The organism is Desulfosporosinus sp. FKA, from assembly GCF_002196785.1.
In the GTDB taxonomy this organism is placed as follows: Bacteria; Bacillota; Desulfitobacteriia; order Desulfitobacteriales; family Desulfitobacteriaceae; genus Desulfosporosinus; species Desulfosporosinus acididurans.
The window spans coordinates 109840-125693 of record NZ_NAHZ01000017.1 but is presented as its reverse complement, the minus strand read 5'-3'; the positions used below and the strand labels follow the sequence as shown (position 1 = coordinate 125693).

Annotated in this window: 16 protein-coding genes and 1 pseudogene; 7 read left to right on the top strand and 10 right to left on the bottom strand. The window is 37.3% G+C overall.

Annotation, left to right across the window (positions count from 1 at the left end; translation table 11 throughout):
- Positions 1–400: 400 nt before the first annotated feature.
- The gene (locus B5771_RS05485) at positions 401–547 is read right to left on the bottom strand and encodes a GyrI-like domain-containing protein (protein WP_348982934.1); all 147 of its coding nucleotides are present in this window, start codon (positions 545–547) and stop codon (positions 401–403) included.
- 120 nt (positions 548–667) lie between these two features.
- Here B5771_RS05485 and B5771_RS05480 point away from each other — a divergent pair, with 120 nt between their 5' ends.
- Positions 668–1216 carry a sigma-70 family RNA polymerase sigma factor gene (locus tag B5771_RS05480; RefSeq protein ID WP_242966746.1) on the top strand — a complete coding sequence of 183 codons (549 nt, stop codon included), beginning with the start codon at positions 668–670 and terminating at the stop codon, positions 1214–1216.
- Positions 1206–2630 (top strand): DUF4179 domain-containing protein, encoded by a 1425-nt coding sequence (locus tag B5771_RS05475; RefSeq protein WP_088186634.1) that lies wholly within the window; start codon positions 1206–1208, stop codon positions 2628–2630. Before B5771_RS05480 ends, B5771_RS05475 begins: the two co-directional genes overlap by 11 nt.
- A 551-nt stretch (positions 2631–3181) precedes the next feature.
- Here B5771_RS05475 and B5771_RS05470 read toward each other — a convergent pair.
- Both B5771_RS05470 and B5771_RS05465 read right to left on the bottom strand, forming a co-directional pair.
- Positions 3182–3499, bottom strand: a complete 318-nt coding sequence (locus tag B5771_RS05470; RefSeq protein WP_088186633.1) for a helix-turn-helix domain-containing protein — start codon at positions 3497–3499, stop codon at positions 3182–3184.
- Between the two features lie 10 nt (positions 3500–3509).
- On the bottom strand, positions 3510–3758 hold the full coding sequence (locus B5771_RS05465) for a hypothetical protein (protein ID WP_088186632.1): 249 nt from the start codon (positions 3756–3758) through the stop codon (positions 3510–3512).
- Positions 3759–3945: 187 nt separating this feature from the next.
- Between B5771_RS05465 and B5771_RS23800 the strand changes: the two genes are divergently transcribed.
- Both B5771_RS23800 and B5771_RS05460 read left to right on the top strand, forming a co-directional pair.
- A complete protein-coding gene (locus B5771_RS23800; protein ID WP_140417697.1) occupies positions 3946–4089 on the top strand; it encodes a multidrug efflux MFS transporter in 144 nt (47 codons plus the stop codon).
- Positions 4040–4594, top strand: a pseudogene (locus B5771_RS05460) (MBL fold metallo-hydrolase). The gene B5771_RS23800 and the pseudogene B5771_RS05460 overlap by 50 nt, the downstream one beginning before the upstream one ends.
- 140 nt (positions 4595–4734) lie before the next feature.
- Here B5771_RS05460 and B5771_RS05455 read toward each other — a convergent pair.
- Entirely contained in the window at positions 4735–5175 is a 441-nt protein-coding gene (locus tag B5771_RS05455; protein ID WP_088186631.1) for a MerR family transcriptional regulator, read from the bottom strand.
- A 130-nt stretch (positions 5176–5305) separates the two neighbouring features.
- On the opposite strand from B5771_RS05455, the gene B5771_RS23795 reads away from it, so the two are divergent.
- From B5771_RS23795 to B5771_RS05445, 3 genes are all read left to right on the top strand, one after another.
- Positions 5306–5455, top strand: coding sequence for a hypothetical protein (locus B5771_RS23795; protein WP_242966745.1), 150 nt, complete (start codon positions 5306–5308; stop codon positions 5453–5455).
- 109 nt (positions 5456–5564) lie between these two features.
- The gene (locus B5771_RS05450; RefSeq protein ID WP_088186630.1) at positions 5565–5759 is read left to right on the top strand and encodes a GrpB family protein; all 195 of its coding nucleotides are present in this window, start codon (positions 5565–5567) and stop codon (positions 5757–5759) included.
- A gap of 83 nt (positions 5760–5842) precedes the next feature.
- Positions 5843–6583: an SDR family NAD(P)-dependent oxidoreductase gene (locus B5771_RS05445; protein ID WP_047811460.1), complete on the top strand. Its 741-nt coding sequence runs from the start codon at positions 5843–5845 to the stop codon at positions 6581–6583.
- 810 nt (positions 6584–7393) lie between these two features.
- Here B5771_RS05445 and B5771_RS05440 read toward each other — a convergent pair.
- The 6 genes from B5771_RS05440 to B5771_RS05410 form a co-directional block, all read right to left on the bottom strand.
- On the bottom strand, positions 7394–8167 hold the full coding sequence (locus B5771_RS05440; protein ID WP_207652674.1) for a sulfite exporter TauE/SafE family protein: 774 nt from the start codon (positions 8165–8167) through the stop codon (positions 7394–7396).
- Positions 8168–9852: 1685 nt separating this feature from the next.
- Positions 9853–10779, bottom strand: coding sequence for an FRG domain-containing protein (locus B5771_RS05430; protein ID WP_088186628.1), 927 nt, complete (start codon positions 10777–10779; stop codon positions 9853–9855).
- Between the two features lie 206 nt (positions 10780–10985).
- On the bottom strand, positions 10986–12512 hold the full coding sequence (gene yjeM, locus B5771_RS05425) for a glutamate/gamma-aminobutyrate family transporter YjeM (RefSeq protein WP_088186627.1): 1527 nt from the start codon (positions 12510–12512) through the stop codon (positions 10986–10988).
- Positions 12513–12821: 309 nt separating this feature from the next.
- Positions 12822–12962, bottom strand: a complete 141-nt coding sequence (locus B5771_RS24700) for a PEP/pyruvate-binding domain-containing protein (RefSeq protein WP_348982933.1) — start codon at positions 12960–12962, stop codon at positions 12822–12824.
- 263 nt (positions 12963–13225) lie between these two features.
- The gene (gene gap / locus B5771_RS05415) at positions 13226–14236 is read right to left on the bottom strand and encodes a type I glyceraldehyde-3-phosphate dehydrogenase (RefSeq protein ID WP_088186626.1); all 1011 of its coding nucleotides are present in this window, start codon (positions 14234–14236) and stop codon (positions 13226–13228) included.
- Positions 14237–14560: 324 nt separating this feature from the next.
- Positions 14561–15598: an acyltransferase family protein gene (locus B5771_RS05410; protein ID WP_088186625.1), complete on the bottom strand. Its 1038-nt coding sequence runs from the start codon at positions 15596–15598 to the stop codon at positions 14561–14563.
- Positions 15599–15854 lie beyond the last annotated feature (256 nt).

Genomic DNA, 15854 nt, shown 5'->3' with positions numbered 1-15854 from the left:
TTCATTTGGGATGACCTCCGTTATTTTGATTGGATTCTGTTGGCCAACAGTCCTTTCAAATTGTAACGTGAGGTCTCCTTTTTAACAAAGCTCATTTTTTTCTAAATACAGGAATGCTCCTAATATTTGTTTTGTAGTTACCGTAATATGGAATATTATACGGTTTAATTATTGTGGCCATTTGATTCTAATTTAAATTATATGGGCTATTGTCAAAGAGAGTCTTCCCAGGACGAACACCCAGCTTCATACCGTACAGAAAGAAATATTATACTGATTCATACATCAATAGAATTATCATTTGAAACTATGTTTTTCCTAAACTAAGACAAGTACGGTTAATTATTTTAAGTTGGTTCTAACATAATAGCCATACTTGTCTTTGCCTTCATCTCTTTTACTACTTAATCGGAACCCAATACTCACATCTATAATCGGGAGAGTTTTTATCACCTTCGGGGTAAACCTCAAGCCTGGGTGCGCAACAATCTTGATGATATCCTGTAGCTGGGAACCACTTTGAATAGACTCTTCGGATAATATCTATTAAAGCTTCAGGTTTAATAGAAATAAATTGAAAAATACATTTTTATATGAACCATTACCAAAATTAATTACTCTAATATATGTAACATGTTACAATGTAACAAAATATTGGAGGTTGATGATGGAAAGCGCTAGGGTAGAGTTTTGCAAAAACACGGATGATGTTAGACTTGCAAAAGCAGGGAATAAAGCAGCATTTGCTACTCTCATAGATTGTCACAAGCTAACACTTTATAAGGTTGCCAAAGGAATTTTAGAATCTGATTACGATGTTGCTGATGCAATACAGGAAACCATCATTTCAGCCTATACTAATATTGGTTCTCTTAAAAGAGATGAGTATTTTAAAACTTGGCTAGTCCGTATTCTCATTAACGAATGCAAAAAGAATTTAAGAAAGTCCAATAAAACTATTCCTTTTGAAAAAATAAGTGAACAGGCTGTTTGGGATAATTATCCCTCAGATAGCGTTACTAGTAATTGTATTAAGATGCTTGATCTTAGTCTTAAGCAAGTTACGGTCTTATATTATTACGAAGATTTTAGCGTCAATGAGATTGCTATAATACTAAATATCCCGCAAGGTACTGTAAAATCACGTCTATCCAAGGCTAGAAGCAAAATTTTAGAATTGATGGCCGGAAAAGGAGAAGATAATGATGAAAGATAGTTTTGAACGGAACGAATTGAGGTCAAAACTAGAGATTCCTTCTGTTGTTCCGGAATATGTTAATGACAGGATTAACGAAACTTTGCAAAATCTTGAACCGAGGAAAAGAAATCGAAGGTTAACTAAAAAGTCTTTAATTATTCTGGCAGCGTGTATAGTTATCAGTAGCCTAAGCGCATTAGCTGCTTTCGGTCAGAACTTACCGATAATAAATTCGATTTTAAAAACGATTAATCCAGCGGCTGCAAAAAGTTATGAAACAGTAAAGGTAGATATCTCAGATAAGCAGCAAGGAAATACTACAAACAGTATTAAAAGAACAGTTGTAAATAGAAAAGTAACTGATAAGGGAATAACCTTTACAGTTAATGATTTAGCTTTTGATGGAACTACCCTCATTGTCGGCTTCAGTGTGAGTAAGCCTGGGGGATTTGGGGGCTTTGACATTGATCCGGAGGGCCTTTTTCCGTTCTTTCAAAATCCTAATGTCGGGTCTCCTTTGGGGAGAAACTTTGCCTCGACCGGGGATTACTATTTATTAAAAAAGGACATGGATGACTATCAGGGTTATGCGTCGTTCTATTTTGGAAAACCTGAGACAAAACTTCAGGACAATTATACTCTGGCGTTAGGGTTTGGTAATCTTAATATACTGGATGGCAAGTCTAGTACAATGGTGAATGGAAATTGGCAGATAGAAACGGGTCTTACTGTGCATGATATTTATACCCCCGCCCAGATTACAGAGTCCAATGTTATGCATAAACTTAAGAATGGTGAGGTTAACTCCATTAAAATCATCCAAAGCGCTCTTAACAGTAGCATTAACTTGCATGGTAAATATAATATAAAAGATTTGCAGCCTGGCAGTCCTTTTAAAGGATTTTTTATTCTTGATAACAAAGGTAATTGCCTGAACTATAAGAATATAGTGTACGAGGATTCTTATGCTGGTGATGGGAAATTCAATACGGTTATCAATTTGTTAAGAATACCTAGTGATACAAAAAAACTCACGGTAATCCCTTATACGTCGTTATATGGTAAGCTGGAAAGCAATAAGGAAAAAGAATACTCAGCAGATATTTCAAAGTTGCCTGTTACAATCAAAATACAGGATCAAGAAATCAAGATCTCCGACGTTGAGCGCGGTCAAGGAACATTTATTATGCATTACACAATAAGCGGGCTTACTGAATCTAGAGCCGTTGCCAACTTTTGGTTTGAAGATAAAGCGGGCCATAAAATTGAAGAAACGGGATTGACGCTCAGAGGTACTCCCATGGACTATGAAACCGGCCAAGGCACTTATGAGTTTAAGACAGATCGGCCTCAAGATGTTGCTAAAGTCATTATTCCCGGTCATGACTACGTATTGCAGAACGATTATAAGTTTGATGTTGAACTGAAGTAGAAAGAAGAGAAATAATAGTTAAATAAGAAAGCTAATTATGGGGTAGGGGAAGGTGTATCCTCCTTACAGTTAAATTAAGTAAATAATGTTGAAATAATACATAAAAAGTCAATTCCTTAGCAATGATCGGTAGAAATCAAGTGGAAGCTAAATTGCTCGGGTTACTCCGTTTAGATTATGCACATTCATTAGAATTGCTGCGCCTTCTGCCAGGTCAGTTTAAATAACCCAAGCCTTACTTTTGATTTAATTTTCGGAATTGAATCAGAAACAGGCGCAATATTTTCAACCAACGTTCGAGGGAACAGTGTTAATAATTGATATGAGATTTTTCGTTTATGTATTTTGAGGGGGCAGTCATCCTTTGGGCGATTGCCTCTTTTTGGGGATTGGTGAAGGTTAAATACAACGAACAGGTTTATACCATTGTGATGATCAGGAGATGAGAGCAGTATGGGAGGCATAGGATTGAACTGCGCCAGCCGAATGTACGTGCGCAGCGGCTGTGAATCATGGGAAAAGGCCCATCCGTGCGCCGGGCCATCATTTACTCAGGTAATCTCAGGGATTACCCTCATGATCTCCAGCAGTCTTACAGACATGTAAATCTGACATATTTCGTCGCCGTTATCAAGCTTAATTCCCGTTAGCTCTTTTATTTTCCCAATGCGGTAGAACAATGTGTTCCGGTGGATATTCAGCACCCGTGCGGCCTCAGCCGGCGCTGATGTGAAATATATATATTGTTTCAATGTGTTAAGAAGCGAAGAGCCGTTTTCGTTATCATAATTCATCAGAAATATAACAGCAGGATGGCAAATGTCGATGGGATCATACTTATCGGATATCAGATTGGAAATGATAGTCATGACGCAATCGTCAAAACAAGCGCAGTGAGAGTTCCGCTTCCGACAGAGCGGAAAATTTCCGACTGATCCCTACATAAAAATTATTCTCCTCAATAAACTTGGGAAAAGTTCCGCATTGTGAATCAAACAACGTTTTATAGAGAATTTCGTCAACGAACGCCACAATACCGGAGTGATAGACAATACGCTGATCGACTGGAATGTAAGACTTTAGTGTCTGGAAAACAACCGGTACTTTATTGTCGAATGCTTCCTTCATACTGTTGCAGATCACTAAAATGTATATCAGCAGGATATTTAAGAGAATAGAAGGAATTAGTCCATCGGAATTCTACAGCAAGAATGTGTATGGGCTTTAAAATTGTGTATGGTTTTAACTTATCCTGCCTAATAAAATAGAAAATGAAGGTGCGAATTAGAACTGTTTTATTAGAAGGAAGAAAAATATGCCTGTTTGGAAAAAAAATTTGTTTGCGTGCTGGATCGGAGTTTTCATCGCAGCTGTCGGAATGAGCGAAGTAGCGCCGATTTTACCGCTTTATCTACATCATCTTACCGAATGCCCTGACCGGTCAAATTTTTGGACTTGAGCACAGTGATCATAATTATACAAATGCAGTCAAGGGGAGATTTATACACATAAATGAGCCAGGGGTTTTCTTAGAACATGGCATACAGATAAAAGGTGTGGAAACCTTTCATGATAAAACCTTAGGAGAAAAGAGGGGGAAAAATACTATATAGAACTTCAAAATTGACGAAATAAATGTTTGCCACTGTGGTGACCTTGGACATGTTCTAAATCCTGAGCAGGTGTATGAAGTAGGAAATGTAGACATATTACTTCTGCCTGTTGGTGGGGAAGCTACAATAGATGCCTTTGATGCTGTTAAAGTAGTGAAGCAGTTAAACCCCATAATGGTCATACCTATGCACTACAGAACGAAAGCATTAGGAGAAATGGGCTTAATATTTGCCGATGTTGATAAATTCATCTCTGCTTCAGGGCTGAGGGCAAAAGAGTATGCAGAACTGGAATTTAATAAAGAAACCATAAAAAATCATTCAGAGATTGCTGTGCTTAAATATGATTAGGATATGCTATGGAGAATTAGAAAAATTATAATCTTATTCATCAACTACTAATGAACAAAAACCGGCTACAATCTGGTAACAAATCCAGAATGTAGTCGGTTTTTGTACGTATGTCGGCTGTACCCCAATATTATCCGTGTTTAACTACCTGCAGCTGTTTGCAACAAGTTATTCTGGCGTTTTTCTTCATAAGCTTGTCTTCTTTGCTCATTAATAATCTCTATGGCATTAGGAGCCTCATACATTTCAATCTTAAAATCAACTATTCCTAGATTTTTATTGAGAGCGTTCATTTGTTTCATAATTTCTTTACGGTGTTCCAAAAGTAACTTTTTTCGTGCATCTATAGTACTGGCACCTACCATACAGAAATCAATATATTTTTTAATATCTTTAATTTGCATTCCTGAATTCTTTAAACAACAAATTACCTTAAATAAACCTAAATCTGATTCAGTAAACACTCTATTTCCAGATTTATTTCTTGAGACAAATGGTAAAAGTCCTTCCTTGTCATAAAAACGAATTGTATATATAGAAAGCCCAAGTATCTTTGATACATCCTTTATTAAATATGTCAATTATAAATCCCCTTTAAAATGTATTTAAAAAAAGCTTGATCTCGATATAACTCTAGGTATTAACATGAATATAAATCATAAGAAATATATTTTCAAGTGATTTATACAAAAAATTTAAGGAGTGATTTTCATGAGCAAGAATAGTAAAATTGCATTAGTTACAGGTGGAAGCCGTGGAATTGGCAGAAATTCTACAATATCATTATCTAAAAAGGGAATAGATGTATTATCACTTACAATAAGAGCAAAGTTGCCCTTTAGACAAATACTGTTAAGTTAATAGGAAGTGGGTATATGCCATCAATAAAGGTCCAATACTACTCTTCAGCTAGAACGATGATGACCTTCAGGAGGTCACTGCGGGAAAGCTAAAACCACACAATGCAGCCATCAACCTCGTTGAGTACGTCACACATTGGCCTCATCTATTCGAACGGGAAGCTAAGCGAATCATTTCCGCACTTGGTGGCAAGGCATTGCTGGTGGAGCACATCGGCTCAACCTCAGTGCCCGGACTTTGTGCTAATCCAAAGCCCTCTGAAGTACGCACAGAACAGATAATTTATATTCGTAAAGGAAGTTGAGGTAAAAGTATTATGTTTCAACAGCCGGTTACATAAGCGCCACTAATAAATAGCCGGAATCGTGAAAACAAAGGAGAGATATTATGACAAACAAAGTATTAATTTCTGGAGCGAATAAAGGGATTGGTTTTGAAACTGCCCGCCAATTAGGTCAACAAGGTTGGTCAATCTTATTGGGAGCACGTAGTGAAGAACGTGGCTTAGCAGCTGTGGAGGAACTTAAGGCAGGTGGAGTCAATGCGGAATGGATCAAAGTAGATTTGAATGACGTGTCAACTATTCATGCTGCTGCGAAATATATTAAAGCCAATCATGCTGACTTGAATGTTTTGATTAACAATGCCGGCATCCCCGGTGACATGCATAAGAGTGCTTTAGATTTTACTTCCGATGAATTGCGGGAAGTTTTTGATGTAAATTTCTTTGGTAACTTTGAAATGATTAAAGCCTTTACACCCATATTAGCGGCTAATAATGGGCGTATCTTGAATTTGAGCATCCCAACAGTTGCCAATGATTTCTTTGCACCTTTCGCTTATATGACTAGTAAAGCGTCATTAAACTCAATGATTGCGGCCTTTGGCGCGTACTATACAAAAAATAATATCTCAGTTGAAATATTTGGTGTGATGCCGGGCGGGGTTACTACTGACTTGAACGGAAATACGACAGGACCATTCATGAAGACTCTTCCGCAAGGTGGCAAGATCATTGTTGACCTTTTAACTGATGGAAAGCATCACCAAGGCAAGGTATTGAACGAATATGGCGTGGCCATGGATTATGAAGCTAATTACTTACTAAAAGCGCAGAAAACCAAATAACTACCGCGTTAAAAGGTTTATTAAGTAGATTTGTTTTTTAGAATATGGCGTTATCCCATTTGTATATAGGCTATCCAATCCAAAGGCGGAATAAAGAAAGTGATGTTGATATTCATTTGTCACATAATTTTATGACACCGTTTCATCAGAGGACTATTTTACTATAACACCCCACCATGACATTATTTTGAAAACCTTAAAGACACCTTATGGAATGTCAGGCACAAAAAGACATACCAATATTGGTGAAGGTCTGGTCTGAATGGTGATTTCTCTCATGGATGCAAAAAAAGCCTTGAGTCGTACAACATCATGTACCTCAAGGCTTTCATTATGTATCTCCGCCAGCTACGCCCGCTAACCTCAAGAAGAAATAGCCGCCGTTATAATGTTCGCCGGTAGTGGAAGTAGGGGAGTGCCGCCGGAAGCGTTGGCTATAATGGTACCCTGAAATAGATGTTTCCACCTATCCAAAGGCGCTCACTATAGTCCTCACTTTCCAAGACTTTGAAACAGAATTCAATACTTTACCGGGAAAGTTTGCACCGCCACATCAAGCCCAAAATGTATCGGAAATTACGTTATGGAGCGAGGTATCTGGAAGAAATTTGGCAACCGAGAGGGAAATTAAGAACTTAGTGGCTAGGTCTAATTCAGCCTCAGGAATATGCGAAAATAATAGCATTCCAGGAGAGCCGCGCCGCCACAGTCCGTAATTATTATAAAATAAATGGATGGCAAGGAGATTTTGATAAGTCGTCATGCTAATAGATTTGATATTTCACGCTGGGATGAACAATCATCCTCCGTCTAGCGGATAAAATATAGAGTTGCCACTATCAAGCCTAAAACCACTACGATCCAGCGCAAAACATTTGGCTGCACATGGCCGGCCAATTTCCCTCCGAGCGCGCCGCCAAGTAGTGATCCAATTGCCATCACCAACGCCACCGGCCACACTACCATTCCAGAAAACAGGAAAAAGAGCCCCGCGGTTAAATTAGTAATTAAAGCAATGGTTTGCTTCAATGCATTAAGTTGGGTCAACGAGTCATCAATGGTAATGCCTAATACAGCAAGTACAATAATACTTAACCCGGCGCCGAAGTAGCCGCCGTAAATAGCCGCTATTCCCACTGGGACAACACCCCATATATCTGATCCCGGTTGAGCACCGGCGGTCTTGATTCTTCTTGTCAAGTAGGACCGGACTATAGGCTGAAAGACTAGCAACGCTGTGGCGAGTAGAATCAAATAGGGCACCAACTCACGGAAAAGGACTTCTGGGGTGACTTTAAGGAGAATACCGCCCAGTAAACCGCCAACTATTGCCGCCGGGATGTACAGCCATAAACGTTTCTTTTGGTTCAACAGATCCTTACCCTGCGAAAGACTTCCTCCTAGATAACCGGGACATAAAGCCACGGTGTTGGTGATATTGGCCGCGACGGCTGGTATCCCCAGGGCTGTGAGCACCGGAAATGTAATCAAGGTGCCACCGCCGGCAATAGAATTCACTGCGCCGGCTGACAGAGAGGCCAGAGCAATTATGATGTAGTTTGACAAGTTAAGCATTTCTTTCATTGATCCTTTCCAGAGCCTAGTACAGGTTAACGAATATTATATCATGAGTCATGCAGTATTGGACATCAGGGCAAGAGCAAGATTTTAAAAGACGTTTAAATTTCGTCACTGAAAGCGAACTTATGCAGTTCAAGATATCGATGCAAAGATGGCGGAACTTCAGCAAGAATTGATGAATACGGTTCGGAATAGTCAGAAATATTCGAGTTTGACGGTTGAAATTGAAAGATTGCAGAAGTATAGGCAGAGGATGGAGAACGATGAGGTTGAGAAGGCTAGAGTGAAGTTGATGTTTGAGGTGGGGGTCGTGGGGAGGGAGATTGTATAGGGAAAAGTGAACATCATTAGGACAGACTGTGTAAAATAATATTCTAAACGAAGGTAATTAGCGAGAATTGTAGAATAAGTTATGAACTAAAATGTTCGAAGCCGTGGTACTATGCTCAGTGAAGAAAGAAATACATATCTTCTTAATTAAATACTAGGGATAATATTCATTAGTTCATTTAAATTAATCGTATAGAAAATAAACGCAAGGAAACTATTCATTAAATTGATATTTAACGCATAGTTGATAGAGGCTAATTACGCATGTGGTTAGGTCAATATCTCTAATGAGTTAATTCATAGATCAAATAACTATTGAAAACGCAATTCGTTTAGTCAACATCAATCGAATCTTATAGAGTTCTGATTTTAGTGCTGAAAACTGATTTATAGTTACAGACTATATTCAAGGCTTTATATAAGCTCCTGTGGCCATAGTTTACTCAGATTAGTCCAATCATACTAGGTATTGGTTTCTAAAGCCTTACAGGGCATTCTAAAGGCTAGTTTTTTAGTCGCTGTTATCGTAAACCCTTGTAAAAGGGTTTACTGGGCTAGTAAATTCCAAACTCGACGATTAACCTAGCAGATGAATAAGTTAGAGTTGTTAATTGAATTTAACCAAAATGTTTAACCAAAATGTTTAATATGAATTCTCGTAATTGATTAAGCACTTATAGCCTGAAAAGTCGCAGATGCGGACAAGTTGGTTAATAATTCCACATCGAAGCTTTTCAGGCTATTAATAGTATTACCCCCCTGCGGTAAATTATGTTCTACTTTACATAATATCTATTATAGGACTCAAATTAATATTTACATTTGCCTATGATTGCATTTGTTTTAGTATGGATTAATTTTGTAATTGTTCCTTCTACCTAGCTATCTAGATAAATCAGATTCTAGCCCCAGTATTTCATTCAGAAAATTTTAAGTGAAATACTGGGACAATATTCATCGTCTTATTTTATTCAAACGTCTTCAAACAAACATCCACACCACAGCTATTTAAATGAGGTATATGAAGTGATTTGAATTTGATAATATATTATAATTTTAATTTTACTGATTGATATTCTCAATCCTGTTTCTCAGCCATTCTACGTTTAGCAGCAACCACGATAACCACATTTATATAGCCTAGGCCTTACCGTTCAGCTAGTAAGCATTTAAATATTCAAATTCAAAATAGGCTTGTGAATAGGAGGACTTTTTGTAATAAATTGTAGTCGGAAAATTCAACATACTCTCCCCCCCACTCCCTAAAATCTGTACTAAACTGATTCTGAACAGTACATTTACTTAAACGTTTACTTAAACGTTTGCCTTCTGCCTTCTCTTTCAACCTTTTCGCCCAGTTAAATGGATAGATTCACGCTTGTTTTGGAAACATTTACAATCGAACTAGCAGTAGCTGAAGGCAACTGTCCTTCCTCTTGTACTTCCAAGTTAATTTGATCTTTAACTTGAGTAATATCCGGATATAATGTAAATCTAGTCACGCCATAATGTTCGAGTTCGGTGAGGATTTCAGAAACTCTGTTAGCAGCAACACAGATCTCAACTAAATAATTTGATGCATCTGCAAAAAGATTTAATGGGATAACCTCCCTATCATGAGGAAATACAGTAAAAACTCCTTTTTGCGCCACAATGTGGGGGTTATTTAAAGGGCCAATAACTGCGGCGGGTTTTTTACTTTCAAGGATTTTGGCATTCGGACCAAAGTAGAGGTCAACAATTTCTTCATCCACATTAGGTATATAGCCCGGCTTAACGAAACTATGGAAGGAAAATGCTTCATTGAGACGAACAGGGTTTAGAATCCAAACTGCGGCATCTGGTCTACCATCATTTGAACTCCGCCCATCCAAAGCAAAGAAAAGACCAGTCAGGGCATCGCGACTCCAATCCATAATTCGGGTTGGAACTCCATAATGCTGCATCATAAAGAGCCAGTGCCAATAAGCAGCCTGACCATTCGGAATTGGAAAAGAGGGTAATTCTTGTACAAAAGGAATAGCATAGGATTTAAACTTCGACAGATAGATAATCTCCATAAGGGGATTGCGCGGACTTCGAGCGATGCTGGGAATTAGGTCCCATCGAACTGGTTTTGTTGGTTGATTTAATTCGTTTTGACCACGGTACCATAGTTCACATCTCCCAGTCATGGGACAGATTTTAGCAAATGCCTTATCTACGGCATTTAAATACTCTTCGACACTTGTAACACGTGTAAAGCAACTAGTAACTGGACCTGTTGGCTGTAGTTCAACTGTCATTTATCCCACCTCCCCTATAAAATATGATGGGAAGTGTATGTTCGGAAACAAGGAATCCTTTCATTCAGTTCGCGATTTTTTCAGTTCGCGATTTTTTCGCATTCCCCGAAATATGCTGCCAATTCAAAACTGCCGAAGTGTTTGCGTAACGCTTCGGCAGTTTATATTTGTCTATTTATTCTTATTTTGCATTTAGCAAAATAGATTTACTTAGCGGCATATTTCGTAAGCGGTTGATGAATCTTTTTCTTCTTTTCGTATCTGTGATACATCCAAAATGCTACGACTGTGAAGAATACTGGCCCTGAAATCATCCAAATCGTTGATTGCAGATCCCCTTGAGTAGCCGGTTGAATAATCGTAAAGAAATTAGCAAAACCGACTGTAAAAGTCACAATAATTGTTACTAACAATGCAGATTTGTAGCTTTTAAAAACTACAAAGGGTTTCGCAATATCAGTCTTTTTCTTAAAGGCTGCATAGGCTCCCGAAATGAACATGCAGGGGATTGTCATGGCTACATTTGTCATCAATACCAATTTATTAAAGAAAGCTGATGCTGCCTGTCCGCCAAACGATACAATAAAGATCATGACAATGACAACGAGGCACTGAATCCACATTGCGTTTAAAGGCATACCATTCTTTACTTCACTCATTTTCCCAGGCCATAATTCGGCAGGTGTCCCTTCAATCATTTGCTTTAAGGGAGCATAAATCAATGTGAAAAACGCTCCGGTCAAGGCCAGAAACATGGATAACCCTACAAGACGAGCGACCCAGGCACCAAGTGTTAGAGCAGATACCTCATTTAGGCCTAAACCATGACCGACCTGATAGCCTAGATTTTGCATTACAATATAGGCAACATTGGCCATATTAACATTATTCGAAGCTAGTACATGATTCCAATTAATAAAAATACCTATTAAGAAGATGCCTAATGAATATGCAACGGCAATAATTATGGCAGAGATGGTAACCGCTTTAGGAAATACTACTTCAGCTTTTTCCGTCCGGTCTACTAATCCTCCTACAGCTTCAATTCCTCCATAGGCAAATAATGCAAAAACAATAAAGGAGAGCATTGCTATTGGAGTTCCGTATGAGTGGTTCGGTGATTTTATAAAGGACTGAGCAGAAAGAATAGGTTGTGCAAAATGACCGTGATTTGCTGCAAGAACAAATAACGCACCCACTAAAAGAACAATATTTAGCAAGGCGACAGCTGTACCGCCGATAGATGTTACCTTAGTAATTTTGTCCAACCCTCTGGACGCAATAAAAGTAACAAGAATAATCCAGACCATTCCTAATAAACCTAAAGTTTGTGTAGAACTTAAACCGAATAGAGTCCACGTTGAAGTTGTATCTTTACCGAAGATAGAGTTAGATAAGGGGATCCAGATCGCAGATGCTACATTAACCATCCAAACTACATAAGAAGCGTACCACATAAAAGTGCCTATAAAGGCGTACTTGGGTCCAATTGATTCCTCCATCCACGAATAGATTCCGCCCTTTTTGTTTTTAAATGCGGCGCCATATTCCGCTAACATAAAGGCATACGGAAGAAAGAAAGTAATTCCAGACAGTAGATACCAGGGAATAGCACCGTACCCCATTAAGTAAAAGGATCTCGGCATATTCGTGAAACCAAAGACGGACGTGAAAATCATTAAAACTAATGGTAACAAAGTTAACTTACTTGTGGTTTTTTCTTTTGCTGCCATCCTGATATCCCCCTTTGGAATAAATTAATGTAAACTTAATTATAATTATTTCGACAAATAATACAATACCTTTGCGTTAATTTTAAATAATAATATTATTGTATGTTTATTACAAGGACAGATGTTTTCAATTCAGAGATGCGTAATATGATTAATTTATAAATCAATTAACTGTGTTATAAAACCGCAATATAAATATGCTAAATTCAAACAAAGTAATTTTATTGTTTATACCAAACAGATAATTATAATAAAAATAGTATGTAGATCGGTACTTTTACATGATGATAGTAATACGTATCTATCAAACTAAAAAGCGACCCAATATGGGCCGCTTTCGGATGCAGTCGGAAGATCCTCCGCAGTAGCGCTGGAACGTACGGCATAGGCGTCTTTTTCACCAAGCTTTGTGAGATAATATGTGATCTCCCCTTCTATATCTTGAGAAATGGGAATTCTTTCAATGATCGTGCGGATCTTTGCGCTGATTTCGCTTATTTTTTCCTAGCTTCTCCCTTAAGAAAAGTCAATGTATCCAATAAGGTGTTAAGCTCTCCATTTTGTCTTAAAAAACGGATAAAAAAACGCTGCCTTTTCATAAAGACAACGTCTTCTATATAAAAAATTTATAAATTTGTTGATTATAGGATATATTCACGATTTTTGAAGTTGATAAACAGGATCATGGTTTCATAGGCTATCTAATTTATACGCTAAATTCCTTTTTCGACAAGATGTTTTACTAAGTCAACAACTCGGCATGAATATCCCCATTCATTATCATACCAAGCCAACACTTTAACCATATGATCACCAAGCATCGTCGTTGAAAGTCCGTCTACTATGGCACTGGCCGAATTACCGTTAAAGTCATGAGAAACAAGGGGTAATTCTGTATAGGCTAGATATCCTTTCATGTGGCCCTCTGCGGCTTCCCGCAAGCAAGCATTTACTTCTTTTTTGGTCGTGGGTTTAGTTAGTACAGCAACAAAATCGACCAAGGATACATTCGGTGTAGGTACCCGAACAGCTATTCCACTCATCTTACCAGCTAATTCAGGGATAACAAGAGTTACGGCTTTAGCTGCACCTGTTGTTGTGGGGATCATAGATTGATAAGCGGCGCGAGATCTCCGCCAGTCTTTATGTTTAACATCAACTGTTCGTTGATCGTTAGTAACTGAGTGGGTCGTAGTCATCATTCCTTGTTCAATCCCAAAATTGTCGAGCAAAACTTTCGCAACAGGTGCAAGGCAGTTTGTTGTACAAGAAGCATTAGAAATAATATGATGATTTAATGGATCATAGTTATCTTCGTTAACTCCCATAACAATTGTAATATCTTCGTTTTTTGCTGGAGCAGTAATAACAACCTTTTTAGCCCCGGCAGTTAGGTGTTGGGCAGCTTTGTCACGTTGTTTGAATTTACCTGTACACTCTATAACAATATCTACTCCAAGGTCTCTCCATGGTAAATTTAGAGGGTTTCTATCGGCTACAATTTGAATGCGTTTTCCATCAATAATTAAGGAGTTACCATCTGCTTCAACCGTTTGTGAAAGAGTACCATGAAATGTGTCATACTTAAGTAAATGAGCTAACATATCGGGACTGCCCATATCATTAATGGCTACAATCTCAAAAGGAAGGGCTTGACTAAGGGCAGCACGCAGTGTTAGGCGACCAATTCTACCAAAACCAGTGATTGCTACGCGGAAACTCACTTTTTAACCTCCTCAAATCAGATCGATCTATGTTAATTTCACAGAACATAATTCTGCGTATGTGATCAAAATTCCTTCTTTGAGGATAATTATTTTCTTATTCTTTTGTATTAAAGCCCTAATAATAGGATTTAAAATTTATATTGATCAACATAAATATACTAATGTGATGAATTTTTTCCTAAAAATGTTTTTGGAGTACATATCAAAATCATAAGTTGCTCAGAAGTGGGGCCTTATAATTGGATAAACCTTAAGAATTTACGAGCTCGTGGGCCTGGAGTTATAAAAATGATTTGATCGTTATCGTTGATGAGGATGGAATTATAATTTTATATTTCTGTTTATATTATTAGAACTAGGTTTTATCAAGCCTGGTTTTAACAAGTCATTGACTTGAGTGACGATTTTATCAAGAATCGCCGAAGCTAATATTAATGTTATAATTACTGCAAAGCCCAAAAGAATAAGAATCCCCCCTATTCCCTTTGCTTGATGCAACAACGTTGATTTAAAAACAACATATTTGATAATAAAACCATGTAACAAATAAACTGACATTGTACGTGATCCCATTTTTGTAAAAGGCATTTTGAATTGTGGAATTAAGGCCAATATTCCCAGAGAATTCAGAAACGAAATTAAATAAACGACAAATCGATATGTCCATGTCCATTGATTAACAATCGTTAAGCTTGAATAGGCATAACTCCCGTAAAACCATCCGGGGTTATTCAGGTTGGTCTTATGAATTAACAAGGGAGTTAAACTTAACAATAAAATACTGATAAATTTTATTGCTGGATGATGAAGTTTGTTAAACCATTCTCGTTTTGCATAAAAACCAATCAAAAAGAATGGAAAAAAAGTAATTGTTCTAGATAAACTCATAAAATAGCCAATGTGAAAGGTATATCCACTAACTAATGCTAGAACAATTGTCAGTAAAATCGGATGCTTAAGCCTTATAATATAAGGAGTTAACATTTGCCACAAAATTGAACTCATTAGAAACCACATAAGCCAAATTGGAATTGAAAAGTCGATCCTTAAATCTTGCCTTAATGTTACAACGTAAAAAACCCAGAACAATACGTCAAAAATCAGATAAGGAATTATAAGTTGTTTGAAAACTTTTAGAAGGCGCTGATGAAATGAGAGTTTGACCGTTTTTTTATAGAAATATCCTGAAATAATTATAAAAGATGGCATGTGAAAGCTATAAATTGTTAGATAAATATTCATTAGCATTGAGTTCTGGTTAATAAGGGGCTCTATTAAATGTCCAAAAACCACAAAAACAATTAAGATAAATTTTGCATTATCAAAATAAAAATCTCTTTCCAGCATATGTTTGCACAATGTAATTTCATCCTTTAATAATTTATACCCATTACTATGATCGACATTTCTGAATTAAATCTGTATGCCTGCTGAATTTGAGTTGAAATTAATCCAACTCGAAAAGAAAAAAGTCCAGTAGTACTGAACTTTTATACTGAACTTACTATATATTTAATATGGAATTGTATAAGTTTTCCTTTTATGGAGGAATTTAAAATAAAAATTGACATTTGAGAATGAGTCTAATGAGTCTAATGAGTCTAATGAGTCTTTG

What these genes read in the sequence shown, in the direction of transcription:
- B5771_RS05480 (WP_242966746.1), top strand. Translation starts at nt 668, where the DNA reads ATGGAAAGCGCTAGGGTAGAGTTTTGCAAAAACACGGATGATGTTAGA.
- B5771_RS05475 (WP_088186634.1), top strand. Translation starts at nt 1,206, where the DNA reads ATGAAAGATAGTTTTGAACGGAACGAATTGAGGTCAAAACTAGAGATT.
- B5771_RS05470 (WP_088186633.1), bottom strand. Translation starts at nt 3,499, where the DNA reads ATGACTATCATTTCCAATCTGATATCCGATAAGTATGATCCCATCGAC.
- B5771_RS05465 (WP_088186632.1), bottom strand. Translation starts at nt 3,758, where the DNA reads ATGAAGGAAGCATTCGACAATAAAGTACCGGTTGTTTTCCAGACACTA.
- B5771_RS23800 (WP_140417697.1), top strand. Translation starts at nt 3,946, where the DNA reads ATGCCTGTTTGGAAAAAAAATTTGTTTGCGTGCTGGATCGGAGTTTTC.
- B5771_RS23795 (WP_242966745.1), top strand. Translation starts at nt 5,306, where the DNA reads ATGAGCAAGAATAGTAAAATTGCATTAGTTACAGGTGGAAGCCGTGGA.
- B5771_RS05445 (WP_047811460.1), top strand. Translation starts at nt 5,843, where the DNA reads ATGACAAACAAAGTATTAATTTCTGGAGCGAATAAAGGGATTGGTTTT.
- B5771_RS05440 (WP_207652674.1), bottom strand. Translation starts at nt 8,167, where the DNA reads ATGAAAGAAATGCTTAACTTGTCAAACTACATCATAATTGCTCTGGCC.
- B5771_RS05430 (WP_088186628.1), bottom strand. Translation starts at nt 10,779, where the DNA reads ATGACAGTTGAACTACAGCCAACAGGTCCAGTTACTAGTTGCTTTACA.
- yjeM (WP_088186627.1), bottom strand. Translation starts at nt 12,512, where the DNA reads ATGGCAGCAAAAGAAAAAACCACAAGTAAGTTAACTTTGTTACCATTA.